At 67.2% G+C, this 26756-nt stretch carries 21 protein-coding genes and 1 pseudogene; 13 read left to right on the top strand and 9 right to left on the bottom strand.

What is annotated here, in order from left to right:
• Window positions 1-65 precede the first annotated feature (65 nt).
• The 3 genes from hemH (at window position 66) to EDC22_RS00605 (ending at window position 2743) form a co-directional block, all read left to right on the top strand.
• The gene (gene hemH, locus EDC22_RS00595) at window positions 66-1130 is read left to right on the top strand and encodes a ferrochelatase (RefSeq protein ID WP_132804660.1); all 1065 of its coding nucleotides are present in this window, start codon (window positions 66-68) and stop codon (window positions 1128-1130) included.
• A 104-nt stretch (window positions 1131-1234) separates the two neighbouring features.
• The gene (locus tag EDC22_RS00600) at window positions 1235-2266 is read left to right on the top strand and encodes an SPFH domain-containing protein (protein ID WP_132804661.1); all 1032 of its coding nucleotides are present in this window, start codon (window positions 1235-1237) and stop codon (window positions 2264-2266) included.
• Between the two features lie 27 nt (window positions 2267-2293).
• Window positions 2294-2743, top strand: coding sequence for an NfeD family protein (locus tag EDC22_RS00605; protein WP_132804662.1), 450 nt, complete (start codon window positions 2294-2296; stop codon window positions 2741-2743).
• A 98-nt stretch (window positions 2744-2841) separates the two neighbouring features.
• On the opposite strand, the gene EDC22_RS00610 is transcribed toward EDC22_RS00605, so the two are convergent.
• The 3 genes from EDC22_RS00610 to EDC22_RS00620 form a co-directional block, all read right to left on the bottom strand.
• Window positions 2842-3699, bottom strand: a complete 858-nt coding sequence (locus EDC22_RS00610; RefSeq protein ID WP_132804663.1) for an OmpA/MotB family protein — start codon at window positions 3697-3699, stop codon at window positions 2842-2844.
• Window positions 3700-3706: 7 nt separating this feature from the next.
• Window positions 3707-4477 carry a motility protein A gene (locus EDC22_RS00615; protein WP_132804664.1) on the bottom strand — a complete coding sequence of 257 codons (771 nt, stop codon included), beginning with the start codon at window positions 4475-4477 and terminating at the stop codon, window positions 3707-3709.
• Between the two features lie 102 nt (window positions 4478-4579).
• Window positions 4580-5593, bottom strand: coding sequence for a KpsF/GutQ family sugar-phosphate isomerase (locus EDC22_RS00620; protein ID WP_132804665.1), 1014 nt, complete (start codon window positions 5591-5593; stop codon window positions 4580-4582).
• A 196-nt stretch (window positions 5594-5789) separates the two neighbouring features.
• On the opposite strand from EDC22_RS00620, the gene EDC22_RS00625 reads away from it, so the two are divergent.
• Entirely contained in the window at window positions 5790-7175 is a 1386-nt protein-coding gene (locus EDC22_RS00625) for an outer membrane beta-barrel protein (protein ID WP_132804666.1), read from the top strand.
• A 5-nt stretch (window positions 7176-7180) separates the two neighbouring features.
• On the opposite strand, the gene galU is transcribed toward EDC22_RS00625, so the two are convergent.
• Complete coding sequence (gene galU, locus EDC22_RS00630; protein ID WP_132804667.1) at window positions 7181-8065, bottom strand: UTP--glucose-1-phosphate uridylyltransferase GalU; 885 nt, start codon at window positions 8063-8065, stop codon at window positions 7181-7183.
• Window positions 8066-8174: 109 nt separating this feature from the next.
• On the opposite strand from galU, the gene galE reads away from it, so the two are divergent.
• Entirely contained in the window at window positions 8175-9167 is a 993-nt protein-coding gene (gene galE / locus EDC22_RS00635; protein ID WP_132804668.1) for a UDP-glucose 4-epimerase GalE, read from the top strand.
• A 125-nt stretch (window positions 9168-9292) separates the two neighbouring features.
• Window positions 9293-10606 carry an SGNH/GDSL hydrolase family protein gene (locus EDC22_RS00640; protein WP_132804669.1) on the top strand — a complete coding sequence of 438 codons (1314 nt, stop codon included), beginning with the start codon at window positions 9293-9295 and terminating at the stop codon, window positions 10604-10606.
• 328 nt (window positions 10607-10934) lie between these two features.
• On the opposite strand, the gene EDC22_RS00645 is transcribed toward EDC22_RS00640, so the two are convergent.
• Window positions 10935-12359, bottom strand: a complete 1425-nt coding sequence (locus EDC22_RS00645) for a glutamate synthase subunit beta (protein ID WP_132804670.1) — start codon at window positions 12357-12359, stop codon at window positions 10935-10937.
• A 10-nt stretch (window positions 12360-12369) separates the two neighbouring features.
• Window positions 12370-16986, bottom strand: a pseudogene (gene gltB, locus EDC22_RS00650) (glutamate synthase large subunit); the annotation flags it as partial.
• 570 nt (window positions 16987-17556) lie between these two features.
• On the opposite strand from gltB, the gene EDC22_RS00655 reads away from it, so the two are divergent.
• From EDC22_RS00655 to EDC22_RS00675, 5 genes are all read left to right on the top strand, one after another.
• The gene (locus tag EDC22_RS00655; RefSeq protein ID WP_132804672.1) at window positions 17557-17862 is read left to right on the top strand and encodes a BufA1 family periplasmic bufferin-type metallophore; all 306 of its coding nucleotides are present in this window, start codon (window positions 17557-17559) and stop codon (window positions 17860-17862) included.
• Window positions 17863-17892: 30 nt separating this feature from the next.
• On the top strand, window positions 17893-18804 hold the full coding sequence (bufB, locus tag EDC22_RS00660; RefSeq protein ID WP_425385495.1) for an MNIO family bufferin maturase: 912 nt from the start codon (window positions 17893-17895) through the stop codon (window positions 18802-18804).
• A complete protein-coding gene (locus EDC22_RS00665) occupies window positions 18788-19576 on the top strand; it encodes an HvfC/BufC N-terminal domain-containing protein (RefSeq protein ID WP_132804673.1) in 789 nt (262 codons plus the stop codon). Before bufB ends, EDC22_RS00665 begins: the two co-directional genes overlap by 17 nt.
• 14 nt (window positions 19577-19590) lie before the next feature.
• Window positions 19591-20157, top strand: a complete 567-nt coding sequence (locus tag EDC22_RS00670; RefSeq protein ID WP_132804674.1) for a DoxX family protein — start codon at window positions 19591-19593, stop codon at window positions 20155-20157.
• 87 nt (window positions 20158-20244) lie between these two features.
• Window positions 20245-21303, top strand: a complete 1059-nt coding sequence (locus tag EDC22_RS00675; RefSeq protein ID WP_132804675.1) for a threonine aldolase family protein — start codon at window positions 20245-20247, stop codon at window positions 21301-21303.
• A gap of 143 nt (window positions 21304-21446) precedes the next feature.
• On the opposite strand, the gene EDC22_RS00680 is transcribed toward EDC22_RS00675, so the two are convergent.
• The gene (locus EDC22_RS00680) at window positions 21447-21914 is read right to left on the bottom strand and encodes an Hsp20 family protein (protein WP_132804676.1); all 468 of its coding nucleotides are present in this window, start codon (window positions 21912-21914) and stop codon (window positions 21447-21449) included.
• A gap of 409 nt (window positions 21915-22323) precedes the next feature.
• Between EDC22_RS00680 and EDC22_RS00685 the strand changes: the two genes are divergently transcribed.
• Entirely contained in the window at window positions 22324-23274 is a 951-nt protein-coding gene (locus EDC22_RS00685) for an alpha/beta fold hydrolase (protein WP_132804677.1), read from the top strand.
• A 21-nt stretch (window positions 23275-23295) separates the two neighbouring features.
• Here EDC22_RS00685 and hisN read toward each other — a convergent pair whose 3' ends face one another.
• Window positions 23296-24084, bottom strand: a complete 789-nt coding sequence (gene hisN / locus EDC22_RS00690) for a histidinol-phosphatase (protein ID WP_132804678.1) — start codon at window positions 24082-24084, stop codon at window positions 23296-23298.
• A gap of 105 nt (window positions 24085-24189) precedes the next feature.
• On the opposite strand from hisN, the gene EDC22_RS00695 reads away from it, so the two are divergent.
• Window positions 24190-25488: an MFS transporter gene (locus EDC22_RS00695; protein WP_132804679.1), complete on the top strand. Its 1299-nt coding sequence runs from the start codon at window positions 24190-24192 to the stop codon at window positions 25486-25488.
• 329 nt (window positions 25489-25817) lie between these two features.
• Here the strand turns inward: EDC22_RS00695 and EDC22_RS00700 are convergent, their stop codons facing one another.
• Complete coding sequence (locus EDC22_RS00700; protein ID WP_132804680.1) at window positions 25818-26711, bottom strand: N-formylglutamate amidohydrolase; 894 nt, start codon at window positions 26709-26711, stop codon at window positions 25818-25820.
• Window positions 26712-26756: the final 45 nt, after the last annotated feature.

A 26756-nucleotide genomic window follows, 5' to 3' on the forward strand; every position in this document is an offset into this window, starting at 1 on the left:
GCGCATACTCTTTTGGATTTCCGCGCGCCAGTTCATATGTTCGGCACAGGCAATGGACGAAGGCAATGCTCCAGACAAGATCTCCAGCGTCATTCGCCGGCACGGCGCGCGCGTTTCCGGCCGGACATCCCCGGGTCGCCAGTGGCAGGATCGGCGTGCTGCTGGTCAATCTCGGCACGCCGGATGCAACCGACTACTGGTCGATGCGCCGTTACCTCAAGGAGTTCCTGTCCGACCGGCGGGTGATCGAGACGCCGCGGCTGGTCTGGTGGCCTATCCTCAACCTTATCGTCCTGACCAAACGGCCAAAATCGAGCGGAGAGGCCTATGATCTGATCTGGAACCGCGAGAAGAACGAGTCGCCGCTGCGCACGATTACGCGCAGCCAGGCCGAATTGCTCGCTGGCCGGCTGGCCGACCTCGGCCCGTCGATGATGGTCGACTGGGCAATGCGTTACGGCAATCCGTCGATTGCTTCCGTGCTGGAGAGGATGGTGCAGGCGGGCTGCGAGCGCATCCTCATCTATCCGCTCTATCCGCAGTACAGCGCGGCGACGACCGCGACGGTCAACGACAAGGCGTTCGAGGCGCTGATGAAGATGCGCTGGCAACCGGCGGTCCGGACGGTGCCGGCCTATCACGACGATCCGGCCTATATCGACGCCCTGGCCGTCTCGCTGCAAACGCATCTGGACGCGCTGCCGTTCGAGCCGGAGGTGGTGATCGCCTCCTATCACGGCCTGCCGAGATCCTATTTCGAGAAGGGCGATCCCTATCATTGCCATTGCGCCAAGACGACGCGGCTGCTGCGCGAGCGGCTCGGCTGGGACGAGGAGCGGCTGATCATGACCTTCCAGTCCAGATTCGGCCGCGAGGAGTGGCTGCAGCCCTATACCGACGAGACGGTCAAGCGGCTGGCGCGCGAGGGTATCCGGCGGCTCGCCGTGGTCACGCCGGGCTTCGTCGCCGACTGCGTCGAGACGCTCGAGGAAATCGCCGGGCAGAACCGCGAGTTCTTCGAACAGGAGGGTGGCCAACACTTCGCCGCGATCCCCTGCCTCAATGACAGCGCCGAGGGAATGGACGTCATCGAGACCGTGGTCCGGCGGGAGCTGGCCGGCTGGGTGTGAGCCGCAGCGCTCCGTCAGGCCGGCGGTCTCGCCTTGTCGGTCGCATACCGGCATAGGACAATGCCGAACCGCGCGATTCTGACCGCTTTCGGGGAGATGGGCTGATGCCGTTGGGGCTCGATCTGGTTGCGATCGTCCTGGTTATCCTGCTGATCCTCGTCGTCTTGGCCGGGGTCAAGCAGGTACCTCAGGGCTACAATTACACCGTCGAGCGCTTTCGCAAGTACGCGCGGACGCTTCGCCCGGGGCTCGCCCTGATCGTCCCGTTCGTCGATCGGATCGGCCGGCGCATCAACATGATGGAGCAGTTCCTAGACGTGCCGAGCCAGGAAGTGATCACTCGCGACAACGCGACGGTGACGGTTGACGGCGTGGCGTTCTTCCAGGTCTTTGACGCGGCACGAGCGAGCTACGAGGTCGCCGACCTCGACAACGCGATCATGAACATCACGATGACCAACATCCGCACGGTGATGGGCTCGCTCGATCTGGATGAGCTCCTGTCGCAGCGCGACGAGATAAATGCGCGGCTGCTCAGGGTCGTCGATGCGGCGACCGAGCCGTGGGGCGTCAAGATCACCCGTATCGAGATCAAGGACATCAATCCGCCGCGCGATCTCGTCGACGCCATGGCGAGGCAGATGAAGGCCGAGCGCGAGAAGCGAGCCGCGATCCTCGATGCGGAGGGTGCGCGCCAGTCGGAGATTCTCAAGGCCGAAGGCGAGAAGCAGGCGCTCATCCTCGCTGCCGAGGGTCGGCGTGAAGCCGCCTTCCGCGACGCGGAGGCCCGTGAGCGCCTGGCCGAGGCCGAGGCCAGGGCGACGTCGCTGGTGTCGGAGGCGGTGCGCACCGGCGGTATCCAGGCCATCAACTATTTTGTCGCGGAGAAGTATGTCGGGGCGCTGAAGGAGCTTGCCGCCGCCCCGAACCAGAAGGTGATGATCTTGCCGGTGGAGGCGACGTCGGTCCTGGGGGCGCTGGGCGGTATCGGCGAGATCGCCCGCGAGGCGTTCGCTGCGGGCGGCGGACATGACGGGAGCCCGGGCGGCGCTCGGCGAGCCGCGCAACCGCCGGCCGCCCCGTCGGCGCGGCGCGACCAGACCGGACCGTGGGGATCGGGCGGTGATCCCGCCTGAGATTTCCGCTAGGGATTGCAGGCCGTCATGCTCGAGCTGATACACTCCCTCGGCCATTGGACCTGGTGGATCCTCGGTATCCTGCTGCTCGTTGCGGAACTGTTGCTGCCGGGCATCTACATGCTGTGGTTCGGCCTGGCTGCGCTCGCGGTCGGCGCCCTCGCCTTTGCGGTTGACGGCATCGGCTGGCAGGTCCAGATCGTCGCCTTCGGCGTCCTGTCGATCGGTGCCGTCGTTGTTTCGCGGCGACTGGCGCGCTCGCGGCCGGGCGAGGGCGACGCACCCTTTCTCAACGAACGCTCTGCCGCACTGGTCGGGCGAAGCTTCTATCTCGCCGATCCCATCGTCGGCGGTGCCGGTCGGATCGTTGTCGACGACACGCTGTGGCGCGTGCATGGGCCCGACCTGCCGGCCGGAACGCGGGTCAGGGTGGTCCGTGCCGAGGGCACTCACATCGCCGTCGAGCGGGATGGCTGAATCCGGCCGGCGCCGTCACGGGCGCCGCCATCCCGACGCCCGTTGCCGTGGCTCGCTGGGTGTGAACGACGTGCGTGGCCGATCCGTGACGGCCGCGGCTACGGATGGTAGTCCGGTGGCAGGGGTGGTTCCTCGGCGAGGAGTAATATCGTGATGCGGCGGTTTGCGGCCAGGAACGCATCCTCGGGGAACAGCGGCTCGGTATCGGCCTTGCCGGTCACGGCTGCGAAGCGGTTGTTGGGAACGCCGTACTCGGCCAGAATCGCGCGCACGGCGTTCGCCCGTTCGACCGACAGATCCCAACTGCCGCGGCCCGGCGTCTCCTCGGAGCGGTCGGCGCTGGTGTGGCCGGTGACCACGATTCTATTGGGCAGCTCGCGCAGCACCGGCGCCATCCTGGCCAGCAGCGCCCGGGTGCGCTCGTAGGGTTCGGAGGCGCCGGGAGGGAACATCGAGCGTCCATCCTGGTCGATGATCTGGACGTTGAGCCCCTCTTCCACCTCCTCGACGAGGATCTGCTCCGACAGCTCCATGATCTCCGGCATTTCCTGCCAGGCCTGGCGCAACGACGCCGCGGCCGTTGCGAACTGGCGCGGCTTCTCGATGTCGGTCTTGTCGATGTCGTGGGTGTTGGCCTCGGGCCCCTGCTTGGTGCGCAGGTCGTGGCGCTCGTCGGCGAAGTCGGCGTCCTCGGGCCGGCGGATCGTCTCGACGCTGCGCACATGCTCGCGCAGCGGAACGCCGTGCAGCTCGATCATGCCGCTACGCCGGGACTCCTCCTTGACGCCGAACGCGTCGCGCATCGACCCGGCGACAATCTGCAGCTTGCGCTCGTCCTGGATCGAGAAGGAGATGATCAGCACGAAGAAGCAGGCGAGCAGCGCCATCAGGTCGCCGAAGGTGACCATCCATTCCGGAACGCCGGACCCCTGGTTCTGCCTGCGCTGACGTGCCATGGATCCGTCAGGTCGCCATCGCCGCGAGTTCGTCGCGGTGCTTCTGCGGAAGATAGGCGACCAGCATTTCGCGGATCAGGGCGGGGCTCTTGGAGTCGCGGATCTGCAGGATTCCGTCGAGCACCAGCGTCTGATTGACCTCCTCTACCTTCGCCTTCAGCGCCAGCTTGTCGGCGATCGGCAGGGCGATCAGGTTGGCGATCAGGGCCCCGTAAAGCGTGGTCAGCAGCGCGATCGCCATGGCCGGGCCGATCGAGGAGGGATCGCCCATATTGGCGAGCATCTGGACCAGTCCGACGAGCGTGCCGATCATCCCGAAGGCGGGCGCGGAATCGCCGATCGCCTTGAAGATGCGCTGGCCCTCCTCGAGGCGTTCGAGGTTGAGGTCGCGCTCGCGCTCAAGCGATTCGCGGATGAACTCGGGGTCATAGCCATCGGCGATGTACTGCAGACCCTTCGCCAGGAATTCGTCCTCGGTCTCGGCGTTCTCGAGGCCGAGCGGGCCTTGCTTGCGGGCAATCTCGGCGAGCCTGGCAATCTCGTCGATCAGCTGGCGCGGTTCGGTCTTCTTGTGGGTGAAGGCGATGCGCCCGCCGAGCGCCAGCGCCGAGGCGATGCCGGTGATCGGAAAGCGGATCATGGTCGCAGCCATCGCTCCGCCGACCACGATCAGAATTGAAGGAATGTCGACGAACAGTCCGAAATCGCCGCCGACGAAGATGGCGGCGGCGACCACACCCGTGCCGAACAGGATGCCCAGTATCGTGGCGATATCCATGCACGCCCTCGATGGCGGACACGGCGGTGCGTGTCGCCTGTGCGATTGCTGACGGGCGGATCGTAGCCGGGCTTTCTAAGGAAACGCTAAACGCGAACCACCTCAGGCGACGCCGGCGCGCAGCAGATCATGCACGTGGACGATGCCGACCGGGCGGCCGTCCTCGACCACGAACAGCGCGGTGAAGGGCCGCTCCCGCATGTTCATGATCGCCAGCGCCTCGGACGCCAGGATGTCGGGCCCCACGGTTGTCGGCTGCACCGTCATGATGTCCCGTGCCCGCAATTCGAGGAGGTCACGGCTCATGTGGCGGCGCAGGTCGCCGTCGGTGATGATGCCGGCCAGACGCCCGTCGGAGTCGACGATGCCGAGGCAGCCGAGACTCTTCTCGGTCATGACCACGATCGCGTCGGCCATCGAGGTGTCGGGCGTGGCAATGGGCAGGCGATCGCCGGTATGCATCAGATCGCTGACCAGTGTCAGCTGGGCGCCCAGCTGGCCGCCGGGATGAAGCTGCCGAAACTGCTGGGCAGTGAAGCCGCGGCTGTCGAGCAGCGAGATTGCCAGCGCATCGCCGAGCGCAAGCTGCATCAGGGTCGAGGTGGTCGGTGCCAGGCCGTGCGGACAGGCTTCCCGCGCGCGCGGCAGCGTCAGCACGACGTCGGCGGCCCGCGCCAGCGTCGAATCGCGATTCGAGGTGATCGCCACCAGCGGCACGCGGAAGCGCTTCGAATAGTCGACGATGGCCCGCAGCTCTGCCGTCTCGCCCGACCATGACAGGGCAATGACCACATCCTCGCCCGGCGTGATCATGCCGAGGTCGCCGTGGCTGGCTTCCGAGGGGTGGACGAAGAAGGCCGGCGTCCCGGTGGACGCCAACGTCGCGGCGAGCTTCTGGCCGACATGGCCGCTCTTGCCCATGCCAGTCACGATCACTCGGCCGCGCGCGGCGCGCAGCAGTTTCGCGGCGGCGGTGAAGTCCGCTCCGAGCCCGTTGCGCAGGGCCGCGAGAAGCTCGGCAAGACCGGCCTGCTCGACCTCGAGGGCGCGCAGGGCGGATTCCAGCAGCCGTGCGTCGGACGCGGGATGGGAGGCGAATGACTTCAGGGCGACCATGATCCTCCGGGGCCTCGCAAGTACATCGGCATCACAAGGCGCAACGCCATCGCATAGCACATTTCCGCTGCCGGGCGCAGGGGTGGCTTGGGGCGCGCGCTTAAGCTGCTGTTAACCATGATCTGCCTAGGCTCGTCACAGCTCCGAAAGGCCGCGCTGCAGCGTTCCCGGATCGACAGCACGGGGTTCGCGGTCCGTGATCACCACCCGCTACTGGACATCTTCGGCCGCATTGTGGCTCGCGACCGCGGCCGCGCTGTGGGCGGTGCCGGCCCACGCCCAGCCGGCGCCCGAATTCGAGGCGGCGCTCAGGGGCGCAGCCGATGATGCGACGGTGACGGGTCTCGAGGCCGAGGCCGACGAGAATGCCTGGCTTGCCGACAGCGCGCTGGAAGGCATCCCCGGTCCGCCGGTGCGCAGCCGGATCATCGAGGACGAGGATCCCTACGCCGCCCTCGGCATCCGGCTTGGCTCGCTGCTGCTCTATCCCTCGATCGAGGGCTATCTCGGCCATTCCAGCAACGTCTATTCGGAGACGATCGACCCGATGTCGGGCGGCTATTACCGGGTGGTGCCCGACCTGGTTCTCGAATCCGACTGGTCGCGGCATTTCCTGCGCGGACGCATCTCCGCCGATCACGAATCGTTCTTCGACCATCCGGGCGAGACGACCACGGCCTTCGATGCGGAGATCGAGACGCGGGTCGACGTGACGTCGAAGGATCTCCTCGGCTTCCGGGCCGCCTATTCGATCACGCCGGAGAGCCGTGGCGACCCCAACGTGCCGCAGGCCGTGGTCAATCCGCCGGATTCGGAGCTCGCTGAGATCGAGGCTAGCTACAGCCACCGCTTCGGCCGGGTGGAAATGGCGATTCGCGGCGGCATTGCCCGATCCAGCTATGACGATGCGGTGCTTGTCGACGGCACGGTGGTCGACAATTCCGACCGCAACTACCGCGAATACGCAGGCGCCCTGCGCACCAGCGTGGACATGGACGAGGGACGGCGCGCCGTCTTCGTCGAGGTTGGCGCCAATCGCCGCAAGTATGATCGCCGCTTCGACGACAACGGTATCGAGCGCGGTTCGCGCGGCTACGACGTGCTCATCGGCGTCGCGTTCGAGCAGGGCGAGCCGCTTTCCGGGGAGGTCGGGATCGGCTACCAGAACCAGATTCAGGACAATCCGGGGCTGCCGGACATTCGCGGCCTGATGATCCGCGGCTCGCTGGTCTGGCAACCGACGGCGCTGACCACCGTCACGCTCGACGGCTCGATCCTGCCGGAGGAGGCGACGCTCGATCCGACCGCTTCGGGCGCCAGGGTCTACACAGTCGATCTCGGCGTGCGCCATGCGCTCAGGCGCAACCTGATCGTCTCGGCCGGGGCCGGCTACTCCGAATCCCAGTACATCGGATCGGACCGGGTGGAGCGCGACTACGTCGTGACCGCCGGCCTCGAATACCTCGTCAGCCGCTGGCTGTCGTTCAAGCTGAAAGCCTCGCACAGCCGCTATGATTCCAACGTTCCAGGCGAGGACTACGACGAGACGCGGGTCGAGGCCGGCATGCGCCTGCAGCGATAGCAAGGCTATCGGGGAGGGGAGAGCAGTTCGGCGATCGAGGCGCGGAATTCCTCGGCGATGTCGGGCCGCGCCAGCGCGTAGGCGATGTTGGCAGTCAGGAAACCGATCTTCGAGCCGCAGTCGAAGGTGCGGCCGGCAAAGCGGTATCCGTGGAAGGGCCGGGTTTCCATCAGGCGGATCATCGCGTCGGTGATCTGGATCTCGTCGCCGGCACCGCGTTCCTGCCGCGCGAGGATCGGGAAGATCTCCGGTTCGAGGATGTAGCGTCCGGTAATGATGAGATTGGAGGGTGCGGCTTCCGGTTTCGGCTTCTCGACCATCGCGCTGATGGTGAAGGTGCGCGGGCCCCGATCCTCACCGACGCCGACGACGCCATAGCTGCCGACCTTGCGGGGATCGATCTCCTCGACCGCGATCAGGTTGCCACCGCCAAGATCCTCCCAGGCATCGACCATCTGCTTCAGGCAACCCGGCTCGGCCTGGATCAGCACGTCCGGCAGCAGCAGTGCGAACGGCTCGTCACCGATCAGGTCGCGGGCGCACAGCACGGCGTGACCGAGTCCGAGCGGCGCCTGCTGGCGCGTAAAGCTCGTCGTTCCCGGTCCGGGGAGGTCGGCCTCGAGCTCGCGCAGCTCACGTGTCTTGCCACGCGATCGCAGCGTCATCTCGAGCTCGACCTGCTTGTCGAAGTGGTCCTCGATGACTCCCTTGTTGCGTCCGGTGACGAAGACGAAATGCTCGATGCCGGCAGCGCGCGCCTCGTCGACGACGTGCTGGATCAGCGGGCGGTCGACGACGGTGAGCATCTCCTTGGGCATGGCCTTGGTCGCCGGCAGGAACCTGGTCCCGAGCCCGGCGACAGGAAATACTGCCTTTCTGATCTTCCGCATGTATCGACTGGCGTCCCTGACAAATGTGATCTGCGAGGCAGCCGGTTACACCACATAAAGGCATTTGGGCCAATAGTGCGAGCAGCGTTGCTGCAAGAGGCGAGGGACGATGTCGGTTCTGGTCACGGGCGGCGCCGGCTATATCGGCAGCCACATGGTTCTGGCGCTTCTCGACCGAGGCGATGACGAGGTCGTGGTCGTCGACAACCTCTCGACCGGGTTCCGGTGGGCGGTGGCAGCGCCCGCCGAGCTGGTGGTGGCGGACGTCGGCGACATCGAGGCGATGATGCGACTGATCGAGCGGCGGTCCGTCGACGCCATCATCCATTTCGCCGGGTCGATCGTCGTGCCGGACTCCGTCGTCGACCCGCTCGGCTATTACCTCAACAACACGGTCAAGTCGCGGGCGCTGATCGAGGCGGCGGTGCGCTGCGGGGTCGAGCACTTCATCTTCTCCTCGACGGCCGCGGTCTATGGGATGCCGGAGGTCAACCCCGTCGGCGAGGCGGCCCATCTGGCGCCGATCTCGCCATATGGCAGCTCCAAGCTGATGACCGAGACGATGCTGAAGGATGCTGCCGTCGCGCATCCGCTGCGCTATGTGGCGTTGCGCTACTTCAATGTTGCGGGGGCGGATCCGGCCGGTCGCTCCGGGCAGTCGACACCGCGGGCAACGCATCTCATCAAGGTCGCCTGCGAAGCCGCGCTCGGCAAGCGGCCGCGGCTCGAGGTGTTCGGGACCGACTATCCGACCCCGGACGGCACCTGCATCCGCGACTATATCCACGTGAGCGACCTTGCCAGGGCTCATCTATTGGCGCTGGACCGGTTGAGGGCCGGCGCCGGCAGCATGGTGCTCAACTGCGGCTACGGGCGCGGCTACTCGGTGCTCGAGGTGATCGATGCGGTGAGGCGGGTCTCTGGCGTCGATTTCACCGTAGATCATGCCGCGCGGCGGCCCGGCGATCCGGCGGCCCTGGTCGCCGCGGCGGACCTGATCCGGTCCGAACTCGGCTGGCGGGCTGAGCGCGACGAACTCGACGTGATCGTGGCGGATGCGCTTGCCTGGGAGCGATCGCTGTCCGGGCGCCTCTCCGCCTGAGCCCCGCACGCGGCGCCGCGAGGGTTTCCTGCCGGACGCAGCGCCGCTATTCTGCAAGCCACGTCGACGCACGTGCGATCCGCCCGGCGACGACGGTCACCGTCTACGGCGCCACGAGGTTGCCGATGCGCCTTGCCCTTGCCGCTCTTGTGATCGCCACCGCGCTGGCGGCTCTCGCCCCGGTCGCGAGCGGGACGGCCCATGCCGAGGGCGTGCCGATGGCGCAGAACAGGGATCCGATCGGTTCGTTCTTTCGATCGCTGTTCGGCGGACTGACGCGTCAGGCGCCGAGCCGCCAGCTGCCGCAGCAGCAGTCCAACCAGCCGCCGGCCGGGGAGCATCCGGGCAGTGCAGCCTCCCAGCCGCGCGCACCGAAGATCGTGTCCGTGCAGAAGGACCCCGATGCCAAGCGCGTGGTCGTGTTCGGTGACTTCTTCGCCAGCGGGCTGCAGTCCGGTCTCGATGACGCCTTCATCGAATCGAGCGCGGTACGCATCGAGGGGCAGAGCAACCCCAGTTCGGGCCTGGTGCGCCGCGACCATTTCGACTGGCCGGCGGCGATCCGCGCCTGGCTGAACGATCCCGAGAAGTCGATCGACGTTGCGGTCGTGTTGATCGGCGGCAACGACCGCCAGGCACTGCGCGATTCCTCAGGTGAGCACGCGCCCCGCAGCGAGCGCTGGCGCGAGCTCTATGTCGAGCGGGTTGACGAGGTGATGAAGCTGTTCGTTGACCGCAAGATACCCCTCTACTGGGTGTCGCTGCCGCCGGTGGCGTCGGCCCAGCTCAGCCAGGACTACGGCTATTTCAACGACATCTACCGCGAGCGCGCCTATCGTTACGGCGTCGAGTTCATCGACATCTGGAACAGCTTCGTCGACGAAAACGGGCGCTACACAGCGGTGGGGCCGGACGTCAACGGCGAACAGAGGCAGCTGCGCGCCGAGGATGGCCTGCACCTGACGGGACCCGGCAACCGCAAGCTGGCGCATTTCGTCGCGCGGGCGATCCGCCGCGACTTCGGCCGAGACGGTGGTCTGTTCCTGGCGCTGCCGCAAGGGCAGGCAGGTCCGCAGCCATTCTTGCCGGGCGACGAGCTGCTGCGCACCGGGATCGGCGACGTCGTGCCGCTGAACGGCCTGCAGGGAACCGGCGTCTCGCTCGCCGGCGGTTCCGAGCCATCACCCAAGCCACCTGAGGAGTCCGCCTACTATCGCGTGCTGGTGGTCGGCGACATCCCGCAGGCGAGACCCGGCGGTGCCGGCGATTTCACCTGGCGGGAGGGGCGGCGCCAACCGGCCCTTGTCGCACCGCAGGCCGCCCCCTCGAACGATTTCGAGCTGACGCCCTACGACTATTTTCCCGGACGGGCCGCGCCGCCGGTCGCTGTCGAGCGCGCCTCCGATGCAGGCGGTGTCCTGTCGACCGGAGGAGGCTGAGCCCGGCCCGGGGGCTGCAATGCGGCACTGCCGCGGGATCCCGATCGCGTCGTACGGGCGTCGGAGCCAGCAAGCCGATGCAACCGTCACCGCCATCGACCCGTCAACACACATCAACCCGTCAACACAAGGGCTGATCCGGGATCGGTAGGGTCGCCGCATCCGCGTTGGCGCTCGCGGCGTTCCATTCCCGGTAGGCGCTCCGATTACCGCCCTGCGGCTTCACCTGCGCCGTGGATGACGGCTGCCTGTGCCGGAGCCGCCGGACCCCGACGGCGGCGGTGGCGCGTTGACGGGGATGGCCCCCGGACGGATCGACCCGGTACGGCTATCGCGGCAGGCTTGTCTCGCCCATCAGCGACTCGTCGATCGCGGCGGCGGCCTGGCGGCCTTCGCGGATTGCCCAGACGACGAGGGACTGGCCGCGCCGCATGTCGCCCGCCGCCCAGACATTGGGCAGGGAGGTGAGGTAGCTCACGGTATCGGCGCTGACATTGCCGCGTGCATCGAGCGCAGGTCCGAGCTCCTCCACCAGACCCTCATGCACCGGACGGGCAAAACCGATGGCGATCAACACAAGGTCGGCCTTGATGTAGAAGTCCGTCCCTTCGATCGGCCGGCGCTTGTCGTCGACACGCATGCAATGGACGCGGCGGATGTGCCCCTTGTGACCTTCCAGGCCGATGGTGGCGGCGGAGAATTCACGTTCGGCGCCCTCGGCCTGGCTCGAAGAGGTCCGGAACTTGGTCGGCCAGTAGGGCCATACCAGCAGCTTGTCCTCCTTCCTTGGCGGGATCGGCCGGATGTCGAGCTGCGTCACAGACACGGCGCCCTGGCGAAAGGCGGTGCCGATACAGTCGGAGGCGGTGTCGCCGCCGCCGATGACGACGACATGCTTGCCGCCGGCCAGGATCGGTGCCTCGCGGCTGATGTCCTCGCCGCCGATCCGGCGATTCTGCTGGACGAGATAGGGCATGGCAAAGTGCACGCCCTCAAGGTCCATGCCTGGCAGGGCCGGGTCGCGCGGATGTTCAGCCCCGCAGGCGAGCAGCACGGCGTCGTGGCCATCGACCAGCTGCCGGGCAGGAATATCGACACCGATATTGGCGCCGTAGTGGAACACCACACCCTCCGCCTCCATCTGGGCGACGCGCAGGTCGATATGGTGCTTCTCCATCTTGAAGTCGGGAATGCCATAGCGCAGCAGGCCGCCGGCCTTCGGCTCGCGCTCGTAGACGTGAACCTCGTGGCCGGCGCGGGCAAGCTGCTGGGCCGCCGCCAGCCCGGCCGGGCCGGAGCCGACGATGGCGACCCTCTTGCCGGTCTTGCGGGCGGGCGGCTGCGGGCGGACCCAGCCCGATGCGAAGGCGCGATCGGCGATCGCCTGCTCGATCGACTTGATGGATACCGGGATGTCCTCGAGGTTGAGTGTGCAGGCTTCCTCGCAGGGCGCCGGGCAGATGCGCCCCGTCACCTCCGGGAAGTTGTTGGTCGAGTGCAGGTTGCGCGCCGCCTCCTGCCAGTCGCCGTGATAGACGAGATCGTTCCAGTCGGGGATCTGGTTGTTGACCGGGCAGCCATGTGGTCCGTGGCAGAACGGGATGCCGCAGTCCATGCAGCGGGCCGCCTGGCGCCGCACCTCGCTCTCGCTCAGCGGGATGACGAACTCGCGGAAGTGGCGGATGCGGTCGGAGGCCGGCTGGTACTTCTGGTCCTGCCGGTCAATTTCGAGGAAGCCTGTCACCTTGCCCATCGGATCCTCCTCACTCAGCCGCCATCACGGAGTCGCGCTGCCGCTCCATTTCGCGAAGCGCGCGGCGATACTCGATGGGCATGACCTTCACGAACTTCGGACGATAGATGTCCCAATGCTCCAGGATCTCGCGCGCCCGGGTCGAACCGGTGTAGTGCAGATGCTTGGAGATCAGCTGGTGCAGACGCTCATTGTCGTGGCGGGTCATGTCGGCGGTGACGTCGACGCGGCCCTGCCATTCGATGTCGCCGCCGTGATGGTGAAGACGCTCGAGCAGATCGTCCTCCTCGGCGACTGGCTCGAGATCGACCATGGCGAGGTTGCAGCGCTTGGAAAAATCGCCCGAGTCGTCGAGCACATAGGCGACGCCGCCCGACATGCCGGCGGCGAAGTTGCGCCCGGTCTGCCCGATCACCACGACGACACCGCCGGTCATGTACTCGCAGCCATGGTCGCCAGTGCCCTCGACGACGGCGACCGCACCCGAGTTGCGGACGGCGAAGCGCTCGCCGGCAACGCCCCGGAAGAAGCACTCGCCCTCGATGGCGCCGTACAGGACCGTGTTGCCGACAATGATGGACTCCTCCGGCACGCAGGGGCTCGCATCCGACGACCTGACCACGATGCGTCCGCCGGACAGACCCTTGCCGACATAGTCGTTCGCCTCGCCGACAAGTTCGAGCGAGATGCCGGCGGCAAGGAATGCGCCGAAGCTCTGGCCGGCGGTGCCCTTCAGCCGCACGACGATGGTGTCTTCCGGCAGGCCCTCGTGTCCGTAGCGCCGTGCCACCTCGCCAGACAGCATCGCGCCGACCGAACGGTCGGTGTTGTGAATCTCCCGCTCGATCACGACGGGGGTCTGGGTCTCGAGCGCCGGGCGGGCGGCGGCGATCAGGTCGCGGTCGAGAACGTTGTCGATGGGATGGTTCTGCCGCTCGCAGTGGCGGATCGCCACGCCCTCGGGAACCTCGGGCTTGTAGAAGATGCGCGAGAAATCGAGGCCGCGGGCCTTCCAGTGGTCGACCAGCGGACGGGTGTCGAGCATGTCGGACTGGCCGGTCAGCTCGGCGAGGCGCCGGAAGCCCATCGCCGCCATCAGTTCGCGCGCCTCCTCGGCGACATAGAACAGGTAGTTGATGACGTGTTCGGGCGTGCCCTTGAAGCGCTTCCTGAGGACCGGATCCTGGGTGGCGACGCCGACCGGGCAGGTGTTGAGGTGGCACTTGCGCATCATGATGCAGCCAGCGGCGATCAGCGGCGCGGTGGCGAGGCCGAACTCGTCGGCGCCGAGCAGCGCACCGATGACGACGTCGCGGCCGGTACGGATTCCGCCGTCGACCTCGAGCCGGACGCGGCCGCGCAAGCGGTTCTCGACCAGTGTCTGGTGCGTCTCCGCGAGGCCGATCTCCCACGGGCTGCCGGCGTGCTTGATCGAGGTCAGCGGGCTTGCTCCGGTGCCGCCGTCATATCCGGCAATGGTGATATGGTCGGCGCGCGCCTTGGCGACGCCGGCGGCAACCGTGCCGACGCCGACCTCCGAGACCAGCTTGACCGAGATGTCGGCCGACGGATTGGTGTTCTTCAGATCGAAGATGAGCTGCGCCAGATCCTCGATCGAATAGATGTCGTGGTGCGGCGGCGGCGAGATGAGGCCGACGCCCGGCGTCGAGTGGCGCACCTTGGCGATCACCGCATCGACCTTGTGGCCGGGCAACTGGCCGCCCTCGCCGGGCTTTGCGCCCTGCGCCATCTTGATCTGGATCTGGTCGGCATTGACCAGATACTCGGTCGTCACGCCGAACCGGCCCGAGGCGACCTGCTTGATCGCGGAGCGCTTCGAATCGCCGTTGGGCAGCGGCACGAAGCGTTCCGCCTCCTCGCCACCCTCGCCGGTGTTCGAGCGCCCGCCGATGCGGTTCATCGCAATCGCCAGCGTTTCATGCGCCTCCTTGGAGATGGCGCCGAAGGACATCGCCCCAGTCGAGAAGCGCTTGACGATCTCCGACGCCGGTTCGACCTCCTCCAGCGGCACCGGCGAGCGGCCGACCTCCTCGGCCGAGCGGATGCGGAACAGGCCGCGGATCAGGCAGCGCCGCCCGACCCGCTCGTTCATCAGATCGGCATATTCCTTGTAGGTTTCGTAGGAGGACCGGCGCACCGCAAGCTGCAGAGTCGCGACCGTCTCCGGCGACCACAGATGCGCCTCGCCGCGGTTGCGCCAGGCATAGTCGCCGCCGATCGCAAGGGCGGACTGCAGCACCGGATCGTCGCCGAACGCCTCGCGATGGCGACGCATCGTCTCCTCGGCGATCTCGTCGAGACCGACGCCCTCGATGGTGGTCGCCGTGCCGAAGAAGAAGCGGTCGACGAAAGCGGTCGACAGGCCGACCGCGTCGAAGATCTGCGCGCCGCAGTAGGACTGGTAGGTGGAGATGCCCATCTTGGACATCACCTTGAGGATACCCTTGTCGATCGACTTGATGTAGCGGGAGACCACCTCCTGCTCGTCGACCTCCTCGGGGAACTCCTTGCGCATCGCCGCCAGCGTCTCGAAGGCGAGATAGGGATTGATCGCCTCCGCGCCATAGCCCGCCAGCACGCAGAAGTGGTGCACCTCGCGCGCCTCGCCAGTCTCCACCACGAGCCCGACCGAGGTTCTCAGGCCGCGCCGGATCAGGTGGTGGTGCACCGCCGCCGTGGCGAGCAGCGCCGGGATCGGCACACGGGTCGGGCCGACGAGACGGTCAGACAGGATGATGATGTTGAAGCCCTCGCGCACCGCGCGCTCGGAACGCTCGCACAGCCGGTCGAGCGCGGCCGCCATGCCGCCGGCGCCATGTTCGACCGCATAGGTGATGTCGAGCGTCTGGGTCTGGAACTGGTTGTCGGCGATGTCGCCGATCATGCGGATCTTCTCCAGATCCTCGTTGGTCAGGATTGGCTGGCGCACCTCGAGCCTCTTGTGGGTCGACAGTCCCTCGAGATCGAAAAGATTGGGGCGCGGGCCGATGAACGACACCAGGCTCATCACCAATTCCTCGCGGATCGGGTCGATCGGCGGGTTGGTGACCTGGGCGAAGTTCTGCTTGAAATAGGTGTAAAGCAGCTTCGGCTTGTCCGACAGTGCAGAGATCGGCGTGTCGGTACCCATCGAGCCGACGGCCTCCTGACCGGTTATGGCCATCGGTGCCATCAGCAGCTTGAGGTCTTCCTGCGTGTAGCCGAACGCCTGCTGGCGATCGAGCAGGTTGACGTTGGTGCGCGGCGCCGCCGGCGGCACTGGCGGCAGGTCCTCGAGCACGATCTGGGTGCGTGCCAGCCACTCCCGATAAGGGTGGGCGCGGGCCAGCTGAGCCTTGATTTCCTCGTCGGAGATGATGCGACCCTGTTCAAGGTCGATCAGCAGCATGCGGCCGGGCTGCAGCCGCCACTTGCGGATGATCTTCTCCTCGGGGATCGCCAGCACGCCCATCTCCGACGCCATCACCACCCGGTCGTCGTCGGTGACCAGCCAGCGCGCCGGCCTCAGTCCGTTGCGGTCGAGGGTCGCGCCGATCTGCCGTCCGTCGCTGAAGGCGATCGCGGCCGGCCCGTCCCACGGTTCCATGATTGCCGCGTGATACTCGTAGAAGGCGCGGCGTTCCTCGTCCATCAGCGGATTGCCGGCCCAGGCTTCAGGAACGAGCATCATCACCGCATGGGCGAGGCTGTAGCCGCCGCGGGTCAGGAATTCGAGCGCATTGTCGAAGCAGGCCGTGTCGGACTGGCCCTCGTACGAAATCGGCCACAGCTTGGAGATGTCGTCGCCGAACAGCGGCGAGGATACGCTCGCCTGGCGTGCCGCCATCCAGTTGACGTTACCGCGCAGCGTGTTGATTTCGCCGTTGTGGGCGACCATCCGGTAAGGGTGGGCGAGCTTCCAGGACGGGAAGGTGTTGGTCGAGAAGCGCTGATGCACCAGCGCCAGTGCCGATTCGAACCGCGGGTCGCGGAGGTCGGCATAGTAGGCGCCGAGCTGGTTGGCGAGGAACATGCCCTTGTAGACGATGGTCCGGGAACTCAGCGAGACGATGTAGAAGCCGTTGTCGACGCCGCCGGTCTGCGCGTAGATCGTGTTGGAAATGACCTTGCGCAGGATAAACAGGCGGCGCTCGAAGGCCTCGCCCGCCTCGACCCCGGCACCGCGGCCGATAAAGACCTGCCGGTGTACCGGTTCGCTGGCGACGATCTGGGGGTCGGACGACAGGCAGGAATTGTCGCACGGCACGTCGCGCCAGCCGAGGAACACCTGACCCTCGTCGGCGATGACCTGTTCGACCACCGCCTCGCACGACCGGCGCAGCTCCGCATCGCGTGGCATGAAGACGAAGCCGACAGCGTAGTCGCCCTTGGGCGGCAGGGCGAATCCCAGCCGGTCGGCCTCGTCGCGGAAGAACCGATCGGGAAGCTGAATGAGCATGCCGGCACCGTCGCCGACCAGCGGATCGGCGCCCACGGCGCCACGGTGGGTGAGATTGACGAGGATCTCGAGGCCCTGCTCGATGATCGAGTGGCTGGCGATGCCCTTCATCTGCGCGACGAAGCCGACACCGCAGGCATCGTGCACGCGCGACGGATCGAACAGGCCTTTGGTCGCGGCACGACCGCTGGTCCGCAGCATCGCCGCCGGCACCGCAACTGTCGTGTCCGCGCTCATGTCGTCGCTCCCCTGTATCTGCGCCGCCGGCCGATCCCGGTCCGGCGCATCCGTCTCCCGGCTGACCGGCGCTGCCGCCGATCGACCCCGGATCGGTTGTCAATTTGCCGATAGGCCCGGCCAGAGTGCCGAGGCAGCCGTCGCATCGAGGCGCCGGACATGCCACCAGGCCACCGGACGCCACCTCCCGACATTATCCTTGCCCGCGCTCCGCCACCAAGGCTCGACGCGGAATTGGGTCAGTATAGCTGTCCTATCTCTCGGGGCAAAATGCCAGATTTGGACGAAAGCCGCAAGGCCGTCCAAGACCGATTGTTTCGCAGGATAGCGCGCCAGCGACACATCCGGAAATTCCGGGCCGCGAATCGATCAACGGGGCTTCACGGAAATGCCAGGAATGTCGGGTTGCCGTAACGGCGTCTTGATTTGGGGTTGAAGCGCGAGAAAAGCGAAAGTCGCGCTGCGATCACCAGCCGATCGCACGTCAATGGGAGTGAGAGCATGAAGCCTGCCAAGACCCTGTCCATGGCGAGTGCTGCCGCAGTCGCCGGCGCCTTCGCCGTTGCGGTGACGGCGCTCGCCGCCACGACGGCTGCCGCCCAGGAGCGCGAGAAGTGCTTCGGGGTGGCGCTCAAGGGGCAGAACGACTGTGCCGCGGGTCCGGGGACCACCTGCGCCGGCACCTCCAAGGTCGACTATCAGGGCAATGCCTGGAAACTGGTGCCCAAGGGGACCTGCGAGACGATGGTGCTGCCGGACGGCCGCCAGGGCAGCCTCGAGCCGCTGTCTCGCGATCTGCCGAGCTAAGGCACGGCCGCAGCCGGACAGCGTGGGAGAATGGCGGCGATGCATGGCGCGGCGCTCGATCGGGCGGACAGCCTCGAGGCCGTTCCGGCCCGGGCAGGCGTGGGGCTCAAGACCTGCCATGTCGCAACGATCCTGCGGGATCGGCCGGACATCGGGTGGTTCGAGGTCCATCCCGAGAACTACATGGGCGCCGGCGGCCCACCGCATCGCCACCTCGCCGCCATCCGCGAGTGCTATCCGCTGTCACTGCACGGCGTCGGCCTGTCGATCGGGGGCGCCGGAGAGCTCGATCGGGACCATCTCCGGCGCCTGGGCGATCTCGTCCGGCGCTATCGACCGGGCCTGTTCTCCGAACATCTCGCCTGGTCCAGCCATGACGAGGGCTATTTCAACGACCTGCTGCCGCTACCCTACACCAAGGAAACGCTGCAGCGGGTGGCCGAGCACGTCGAGCAGGTCCAGGAGGCACTCGGCCGGCGGATCCTGATCGAGAACCCCTCGACCTATGTCCGCTTCGCCGTCTCGGACATGAGCGAGATCGCATTCCTGACGGAGCTGGTCCACAGGACCGGCTGCGGCCTGCTGCTGGACGTCAACAACGTGCATGTGCAGGCGACCAATCACGGCTTCGACGCCGCCGCCTATATCGACGCCTTTCCGGTCGCGCATGTCGGCGAGATTCACCTCGCCGGCCATGCTCACGAGACGGATGATCTCGGTGAGGCCCTGCTGATCGACACGCACGACCGGCCGGTTGACAGCATCGTCTGGGATCTGTTTGCGCGTGCGGTCGCCCGCACCGGGCCCGTGCCGACGCTGATCGAATGGGACGCCGATGTGCCGGACTGGCCGGTTCTGCACGCCGAGGCGAAACGGGCGGAGGCGATCATGCGGGCGTCATCCTCGGTGACCGCGGGGGCGATCCATGGTTTCGCTGGCTGACATTGAGCGCGACTTCGCGGCGGCGATCCGCGATCAGGACCTGCCGCCGCCGCCGGGCACGCGAGGCCGTTGCGGCGAGATGCCGTCGCGGCGCTTCGCGATCTACCGCAACAACGTGCATGTCAGCCTGATCGAGGCGCTTGCCGCCACCTTTCCTGTCGTCGCGCGCCTTGTCGGGGAGGACTTCTTCCGGGCCATGGCGCGGGCCTATGTCGGTGAGCAGCTGCCGCGAACGCCCGTGCTGATTGATTATGGTGATGGTTTTCCCGATTTTGTCGAGCGGTTCGCGCCAGCCCGCCAGCTTCCCTATCTTGCGGATGTCGCCCGGCTCGAATGGGCCCGAAGCCGCGCCTACCATGCCGCTGAGGCAACGGCGCTGACCACGACGGATCTTGCGGCCATCCGTCCGGAGCTGGTGCCGACGGCCCGCCTCGGCCTGCACCCCTCGCTTCGGATCGTCTCGTCCGACTGGCCGGTGCTCGACATCTGGGAGACCAACAGCCACGACGCGGTGGTTCGGCCGGTTGACCTGTCGACCGGCGGCGTCGACGTGGCCGTTCTGAGGCCCGACGTTCAGGTGGAACTGCACCGGCTGGCGGCGGGCTGGCGCACCATGCTGGTCCGTCTGCTGGAAGGAGCGCGCCTCGCCGACGCCTGGGAATCTGCGGCCGCGGCGGATGACATCGACCTGGCGGCGTTTCTGGGCTGGCTCATCGCGGCCGGGGCGATCACGGAGGTGGCCATGGCGGACGGAGCGGAGAGCCGTCGGTGACCGGGACAGGGTTGATGAAACTTGCGGCCGGACGCTCGCTGCTCGCGCGATTGCGTGCCCTCGACCGTCGGCTGAAGACGTCCACCGTCGCCTGGGTCCTTGCGCCGGTTCAGGTCGGCCTGCGCGCGTGGATCTTCTTCGGCCTTCCCTTCTTCATGTCCGGGCTTACGAAGTGGGAGACGTTCCCCTTTCTCAAGCCGGTCGCCGCGGCCTGGAACGGGGCGCCGCAGCTCGCAGGTGGCGCTCTCTACCAGTTCACCAATGTCTGCGAGTTCTGCTTCAACATCCGGATCTGGGGCACCGAGGCGGAACCGCTGGTGCACTGGCGACTTCCCTTTCCGGCAACGATGGCGGCACTGGCTGGTATCGGCGAGCTGCTGCTGCCCGTGCTCGTGCTGGTCGGTCTGGCGACCCGGCTCGCGGCACTGGGGCTCCTCGCGATGACGCTGGTGATCCAGCTCGTGCTGCCCACTGCGTACCTGATCCACGGGATGTGGGCGCTGAGCCTGATCGCGGTGATCTTGCTCGGTCCGGGGATGATTTCGCTGGATCATCTGCTGGCACGCCTCGTGCGTCGCTGAGTGCGCCTTGGCCCATACGCAAATGGGGTGGTCCGGCGGCCCGGTCCGAGGCTAGGCTCTGCCGTCTTGGTCAGGGAGCAGGGCCGCATGAACTTCGCAAGCGACAACACGGCGGGCGTTGCCGCGCCGATCCTCGAAGCGATTGCCGAGGCGAGCGCGGATTTCGCCGGCTCGTATGGCGGCGACCGCTGGACGGCGGCGCTTTCCGCCCGGATGGCGGAGGTGTTCGAGGCGGACGTCGCAGTGTTCCCGGTCGTCAGCGGCACAGCCGCCAACATTCTGTCGATGGCGGCGATCGCGCGTCCATGGTCGGGCATCCTGTGCAGCCACGACGCTCACATCATGACCGACGAATGCGGTGGCGCCGAGATGCTGACCGGGGGGGCGAAGCTGTACGGGATCGACGGGCGGAACGCGAAGATCGATGTTGACGTGCTGTCGCGGCGGCTCGAGACCTGGCCCGGCGGCGTGCCCCACCACGTGCAGCCCGCCGCCATCTCGATCACCCAGGCGAGTGAATACGGAGCGGTGTGGACACCGGAGGAGGTCGGCGCCATCGGAGCGGTCGTGCGCAGGCATGGTCTGCGACTGCACATGGACGGCGCGCGTTTCGCCAATGCGGTCGCGGCGCTCGGATGCGCACCGGCCGATGTCACCTGGCGGGCCGGGGTCGACATATTGTCGTTCGGTGCGACCAAGAACGGCGCAATGGCAGCCGAGGCCGTGATCGTCTTCGACAGGGCGCTGGCGGACTCCTTGCCCTTCCTGCGCATGCGCACCGGGCATCTCCTGTCCAAGAGCCGGTTTCTTGCCGCCCAGCTTCTGGCCTATCTGGACGGTGGCCTCTGGCTTGAGCTGGCGCGCCACGCAAACAGGATGGCGGCGCGGCTCGCCGCTGCCATCGAGGCGACGCCGGCCGCGCGGCTGGCGGCCCCCGTGGAGGCCAATGAGGTGTTCGCCTATCTCTCGGCGTCAACCGACCGGGCGCTTAAGGCGGCGGGCTGCGCCTACCATCACTGGACCTCGGGCATTCCCGATGCCGCCAATCCGCCGCGCGAGGGAGAGGTGCTGTGCCGCTTCGTTGCCTCCTTCCAGACCAGCGATGCGGAGGTCGGCCGGTTCGCCGAGATCGTCGGGGCCGGGTAGGGCGTCGCCGGACCTTCAATCTTCGCCACCTCGACGTTGGGTCAGGGGAAGGTGCGTAGACGGCAGAACGGGCAGCCGACATGCTGCCGAACGAAAGGCGCCCCGACCGGGTCGGGGCGCGCAGAAGCTATCGGGCAGCCGCGTCAGGCGGCCTTCTGGTCGATGACCTTGGCGGTCCTGCCGCCGGTCGAGATCTCGATGGTGCGGGGCTTCAGCGCCTCGGGGATCTGCCGGACCAGGTCGACATGAAGCAGGCCGTTCTCGAGCTCGGCGCCACGAACCTCGACATGGTCGGCAAGCTGGAAGCGGCGCTCGAAGCTGCGCTCGGCGATGCCACGATACAGAACCTCGCCGCGCTCCTTGCCCTCCTCGGCGACCTTCTCGCCACGGATGGTGAGGGTGTTCTCCTTGACCTCGATGTGGAGATCCTTCTGGCCGAAGCCGGCCACCGCCATCGTGATCCGGTAGGCGTTCTCGCCGGTGCGCTCGATGTTGTAGGGCGGATAGCTGGACCCGCCGTTATCGACGTTGGCCAACTGGTCCATCATCGAGAACAGGCGGTCGAAGCCGACAGTCGAACGGTAGAGCGGGGAAAGATCGAAGTGACGCATCGCATATCCTCCTTCAGAAGCGACATGGCGGCCCGCCATTCTGGCCGGGCCTTCCGTCCGCGCACCCTCAGCCGGCGTGCGCGGCGTGGATGTGGGGATCGGATGGTCATCGGTCAAGACCTGCAGAGGGATGCCGATGAACGGCAGATGAACGGCGGCTTCGGGTAGCGTTCAGGCGCCATATGGAAGTGTCCCGGCACTGGCTTGCGGACGTCGCAACAGCCCCCGGGGCGTCCAGGCCAGGGCCGGCGGTCCCCGATCGGGGGCCGCCGGCTCCCACCCTCTCGGCCGCTCCGTCTCGGGCATGTCCTCAAGACCGCGCGCTTCCGGGCGGGGCGCTCGCGCTGCTATAAGGGCGCATGCCGCGCCGAGCGGCCCCGCCAACGAGATTCTCCAGACCCCGGCCCGCATGGACCTCGTCGCCATTCCCGAGAACCCCGTGCCGGAGGGCGCCGTAAGCGGCGAGGTGATCACCAGCGACGGCATCCGGCTGCGCTGGGCGCGCTGGCCGGCGGCGGCGGCGACGCGCGGAACGGTCTGCGTTTTCCCGGGGCGCGCCGAATTCATCGAGAAGTACTTCGAGACCATCGAGGAGTTGCGTCAGCGCGGCTTCGCCGTCGCGGCGCTGGACTGGCGCGGACAGGGCGGCTCGCAGCGTCTGCTCAGAAACCCGCGCAAGGGGCATGTCGACACGTTCGAGGAATACGACCGGGACCTGTCGGCCTTCATGACCCGGGTCGTGCTGCCCGATTGTCCGGCGCCATACTACGCGCTCGCCCATTCGATGGGCGGCAACATCCTGCTGCGCAACGCGCAACGCAGTCCCGCCTGGTTCGAGCGGCAGGTGCTCAGCGCGCCGATGCTGACCCTCCACCGCAGACTGGTGCCGGGCCGCCATGTGTTCCGGGTCGCGGAGATCCTCGGGCTGGCGGGCTTTGGCGATGCGTTCGTGCCCGGCGGTGGGGCGACCCATGCCGGAACGATGATCTTCAGGAACAATCCGCTCACCTCCGATCCAGTCCGATTCGCGCGCAACGCGCTGGTGGTCGAGAAGGCGCCGTGGCTTGGTCTCGGTTCGCCGACGATCGCCTGGCTGGTGGCAGCGGGTGCCGCGATGGCCGAGGTGATGGACCCGGATTTCGCCGAACGGGTGCGGGTTCCGACCCTGGTGCTGGCAGCTGGCGATGATCGCATCGTCTCGTCGCGGGCGATCGAGACGCTCGCCTTCCGCCTGAAGACCGGCTCACACCTGATGATCCCCGGTGCCCGCCACGAGCTGCTCCAGGAGCGCGATGCCATCCGGGCGCAGGTCTGGGCGGCCTTCGACGCCTTCGTGCCGGGACAGCCGGTCTTCGCCTGAGACGGACGGCGGTTCATCGGTTCAGCGGTTGAGGATCTCGAGCGCGGCGGCATGGATGCGCGGGTCCCCTGCGGCAATCACCGGTCCGCCTTCGTTGGCCGAGCCACCGTCCCAGCTTGTCAGCACCCCACCCGCGGCCTCGATGATCGGGATCAGCCCGACGACGTCGTAGGATTGCAGGCCCGTCTCGACGACCAGATCGATCTGCCCCGCCGCCAGCATGCAGTAGGCATAGCCGTCGGCGCCGTAGCGGGCGAGGCGGACAGCACGCTCGACAGCATCGTAGCGCTCGCGCTCGCCCGGACCCGTCATCAGCGCCGGCGTGGTGGTCATCAGCGTCGCGTCGGCCAGTGCGGCGCAGGCCCTGGTGCGGATCGGAACCTCCTGGCCGAACCGGTTGCGCATGCGTGCGCCGGCGCCCACCGCGCCCCAGAAGCGGTCGCCGACATAGGGCTGGTCGACGAGGCCGAAGACCGGCGTGCCGTGCCGCCGCAGCCCTATGATCGTCGTCCACAGCGGGATGCCCGACACGAAGGAGCGGGTGCCATCGACAGGATCGACGACCCATTGCCAGGTGCCATTCCCGGGCAGTGCTCCGAACTCCTCGCCGAGGAAGCCATGGTCCGGCCGCTCGCGCAGGATGATCTCGCGAATGGCGAGCTCGGCGTCGCGATCGGCGGCGGTGACGGGATCGTAGGCACCCTCGGCCTTGTTCTCGACCGTCAGTCCGGAGCGGAAATAGGGCAGCGCGGCGGCTGCCGCGGCATCGGCGAGCCGGTGGGCGAGCAATTCGATTTCGGTGTCGGACATATGCGCTGCACGGGGTTGTCGGAATCTCGACATCGGCTATAGGACGAGCGTGCAGACGCCGCAATCGCCGAAACAAGAGCGCGCCGCGGTCGTCAGGAGGACGCGATGCGAGGAGACCGGGTGTCCGGCGCCGGCCCGGCGCAGGGCGCGGTGACGGTGCAGGCCGCGGCCGCGCTGGTCGGCGCGCTGTGCGCGATCTACCTGGTCAGCCAGTTCCTGCGCAATTCGGTCGGCGTTATCGCGCCGAACCTGGCGGCAGAGCTGAACCTGTCGCCGGAACAGCTTGGCATCCTGTCGAGCGCCTTCTTCCTTTCCTTCGCGGTGGCGCAGGTGCCGCTCGGCGCGATGATCGACCGCTATGGCCCGCGCCTGTGCATGATCGCATCGGTCGGGCTTGCGGTCGCCGGCTGCGGACTGTTTGCGGTGGCCGACACGCTGACCGAGCTGACGGCCGCGCGCGTGCTGATGGGGCTCGGTTGCTCGAGCTTCTTCATGGGGCCGCTGACCATCTACACCCGCTGGTTTGCCGCCGACCGCTTCTCGACGCTGACCGGTCTGCAGCTCGGCATCGGCACCATGGGAACACTGTTCGCGACTGCGCCGCTGGCGATGTCGGCAGAGGCGTTCGGCTGGCGCGCCACCTTCGTGTTCGTCGGCGTCGGCGCGGCGGTGATCGGCGTCCTCGTGGCGCTGGTCGTGCGCGACCACCCGCCTGGCGCTGCCGAGGACTGCCACCAGCCGGCCAGTCTGGCCGAGAGCTTCGCAGGGCTTGGTGAGGTGGTGCGGGTGAAGGGCTTCTGGCGACTGTTCGCCATCCAGTTTGCGGGCTATTCGACCTTCGTTGCCGTGCTCGGCCTGTGGGGCGGTCCGTTTGCGACCGACATTCTCGGCTTCGACCTGAAGGAGCGCGGCAACATCCTGTTCGCGATGGCAGCCGCGCATATCGTCGGGCTGTTCGTCTGGGGTCCGACGGACAGATGGTTCGGCCAGCGCCGGTTGCCAGTCACGCTCGGCGTGTTCGGCACGGCCGCGATCTTCGCCGCGCTTTGCCTCGTCGGCGACCGCGGTCCGGTCACGGCCTATGTGCTGTTCATGCTGCTTGGATTCGTGGCGGCGTTCACGCCGGTGCAGACCGCCCACGGTCGGGCACTGTTCGACCAGCGGCTGGTGGGTCGGGGCATAACGCTTCTGAATGTCGCGACGATCGGAGGGGTGTTCGTCACGCAGGCAATCACCGGCGCGATCATCGGCGCCTTCCCCGCCACCGAATCGGCATTGGGCCCGGTCCGTCCGTTCGTCGCCTACCAGGCTGCGTTCGGGTTCCTCGCCCTGATGATCCTGCTTGCCTGGTTGGTCTACTGGCCGGCGCCCGATCCGAAGATCCGCCGCGGAGGCGAGGGCTGAGGCGTCCAATCCGGCGTCGCAACGCGCCGGATTCACTCGGAAACAGCCTGAATCTGCCGGAATCAGCGGATGCAGGCTGGGCGCATGGCTGATCTGCGCAAATGCAGAGCTGAATCCTTGACTTTTTTGCGCTGCAACTCCATATTGCTGCAGTGCGGTATCGCCCTGCCGTTTCGCGATACCGCGGCCCTCCTTGGGCGTTTCCTCCCTAGACTTGGGCCGTCCGACAGGGCGGCCCATTTTTCTTTCCGCTGCCTGCCGTCTCCGTCGCGCCATGCCGCCGGCGGGGGCCGACCGGCAGCGGGGCTCGGTTCCGCCTGAAAGAGTTCCTATTCCGCCGCCTGGCGGCCGGGGCGCAGTGCCTCCGCCGAGATCGACATCAACCGGCGGCACAGATGGGTGATATCCGCCATCAGCCAGGCAAATCCGCCGGCGCGGATGTAGCGCGTCTCATCCATGTAGAGCGCCCGGTTGATCTCGATCTGCAGCGCGTGGACGCCGGTCGCCGGACTGCCATAGGTCTCGGTAATGAACCCGCCCGCATATGGCTTGTTGCGGGCGACCGTATAGCCGAGGCGCTGGAGCGTTTCTTGGGCGACGTCGGTGAGGATCGAGGCGCAGCTCGTGCCGTAGCGGTCGCCGAGCACGAAATCCGGTCGGCGGCGGGCTTCCTGCGTCATGCGAGCGGACGGCATCGAGTGGCAGTCGATGACCACGGCGGTGCCGAACAGCCGGCGCGACTGCTCGACGAGTTGGCGAAGGGCGCGATGGTAGGGCTTGTAGTAACGTTCGATGCGGTCGAGTCCTTCGGCCACGCCGATCGGCCGTCGGTAGATCTCGGCCCCGTCGGCGACGATGCGTGCGATCGTGCCGAGGCCGCCGGCAACCCGCATCGACCGGGTATTGGCGAAGGAGGGCAGGCGTCCGTCGAACATCGCCGGATCGAGCTCGTAGGCTTCGCGGTTGACATCGACGAAGGCGCGCGGGAAGCGCGCCTGCATGAGCGGCGCGCCGAGGCCGACGGCCCCGGAGAACAGTTCCTCGACGAAGCTGTCCTCCGAGCGGCGCAGTGTCATCAGGTCGAGCCGCGAAGCGGCGAGGAAGCTGCGCGGATAGATGCGGCCGCTGTGTGGCGAATTGAATACGAACGGGCTGAGCGTGCCGCCCTCGGGGGCGGTGATCAGGAAGGGTGGGGAAAGCTCCGGTTCGGGAGGTGTGGCCATCGTCCGTGGCGCCTTTGGCATGACCGGACGACTGTGCCAAGAACA

The organism is Tepidamorphus gemmatus, from assembly GCF_004346195.1.
In the GTDB taxonomy this organism is placed as follows: domain Bacteria; phylum Pseudomonadota; class Alphaproteobacteria; order Rhizobiales; family Tepidamorphaceae; genus Tepidamorphus; species Tepidamorphus gemmatus.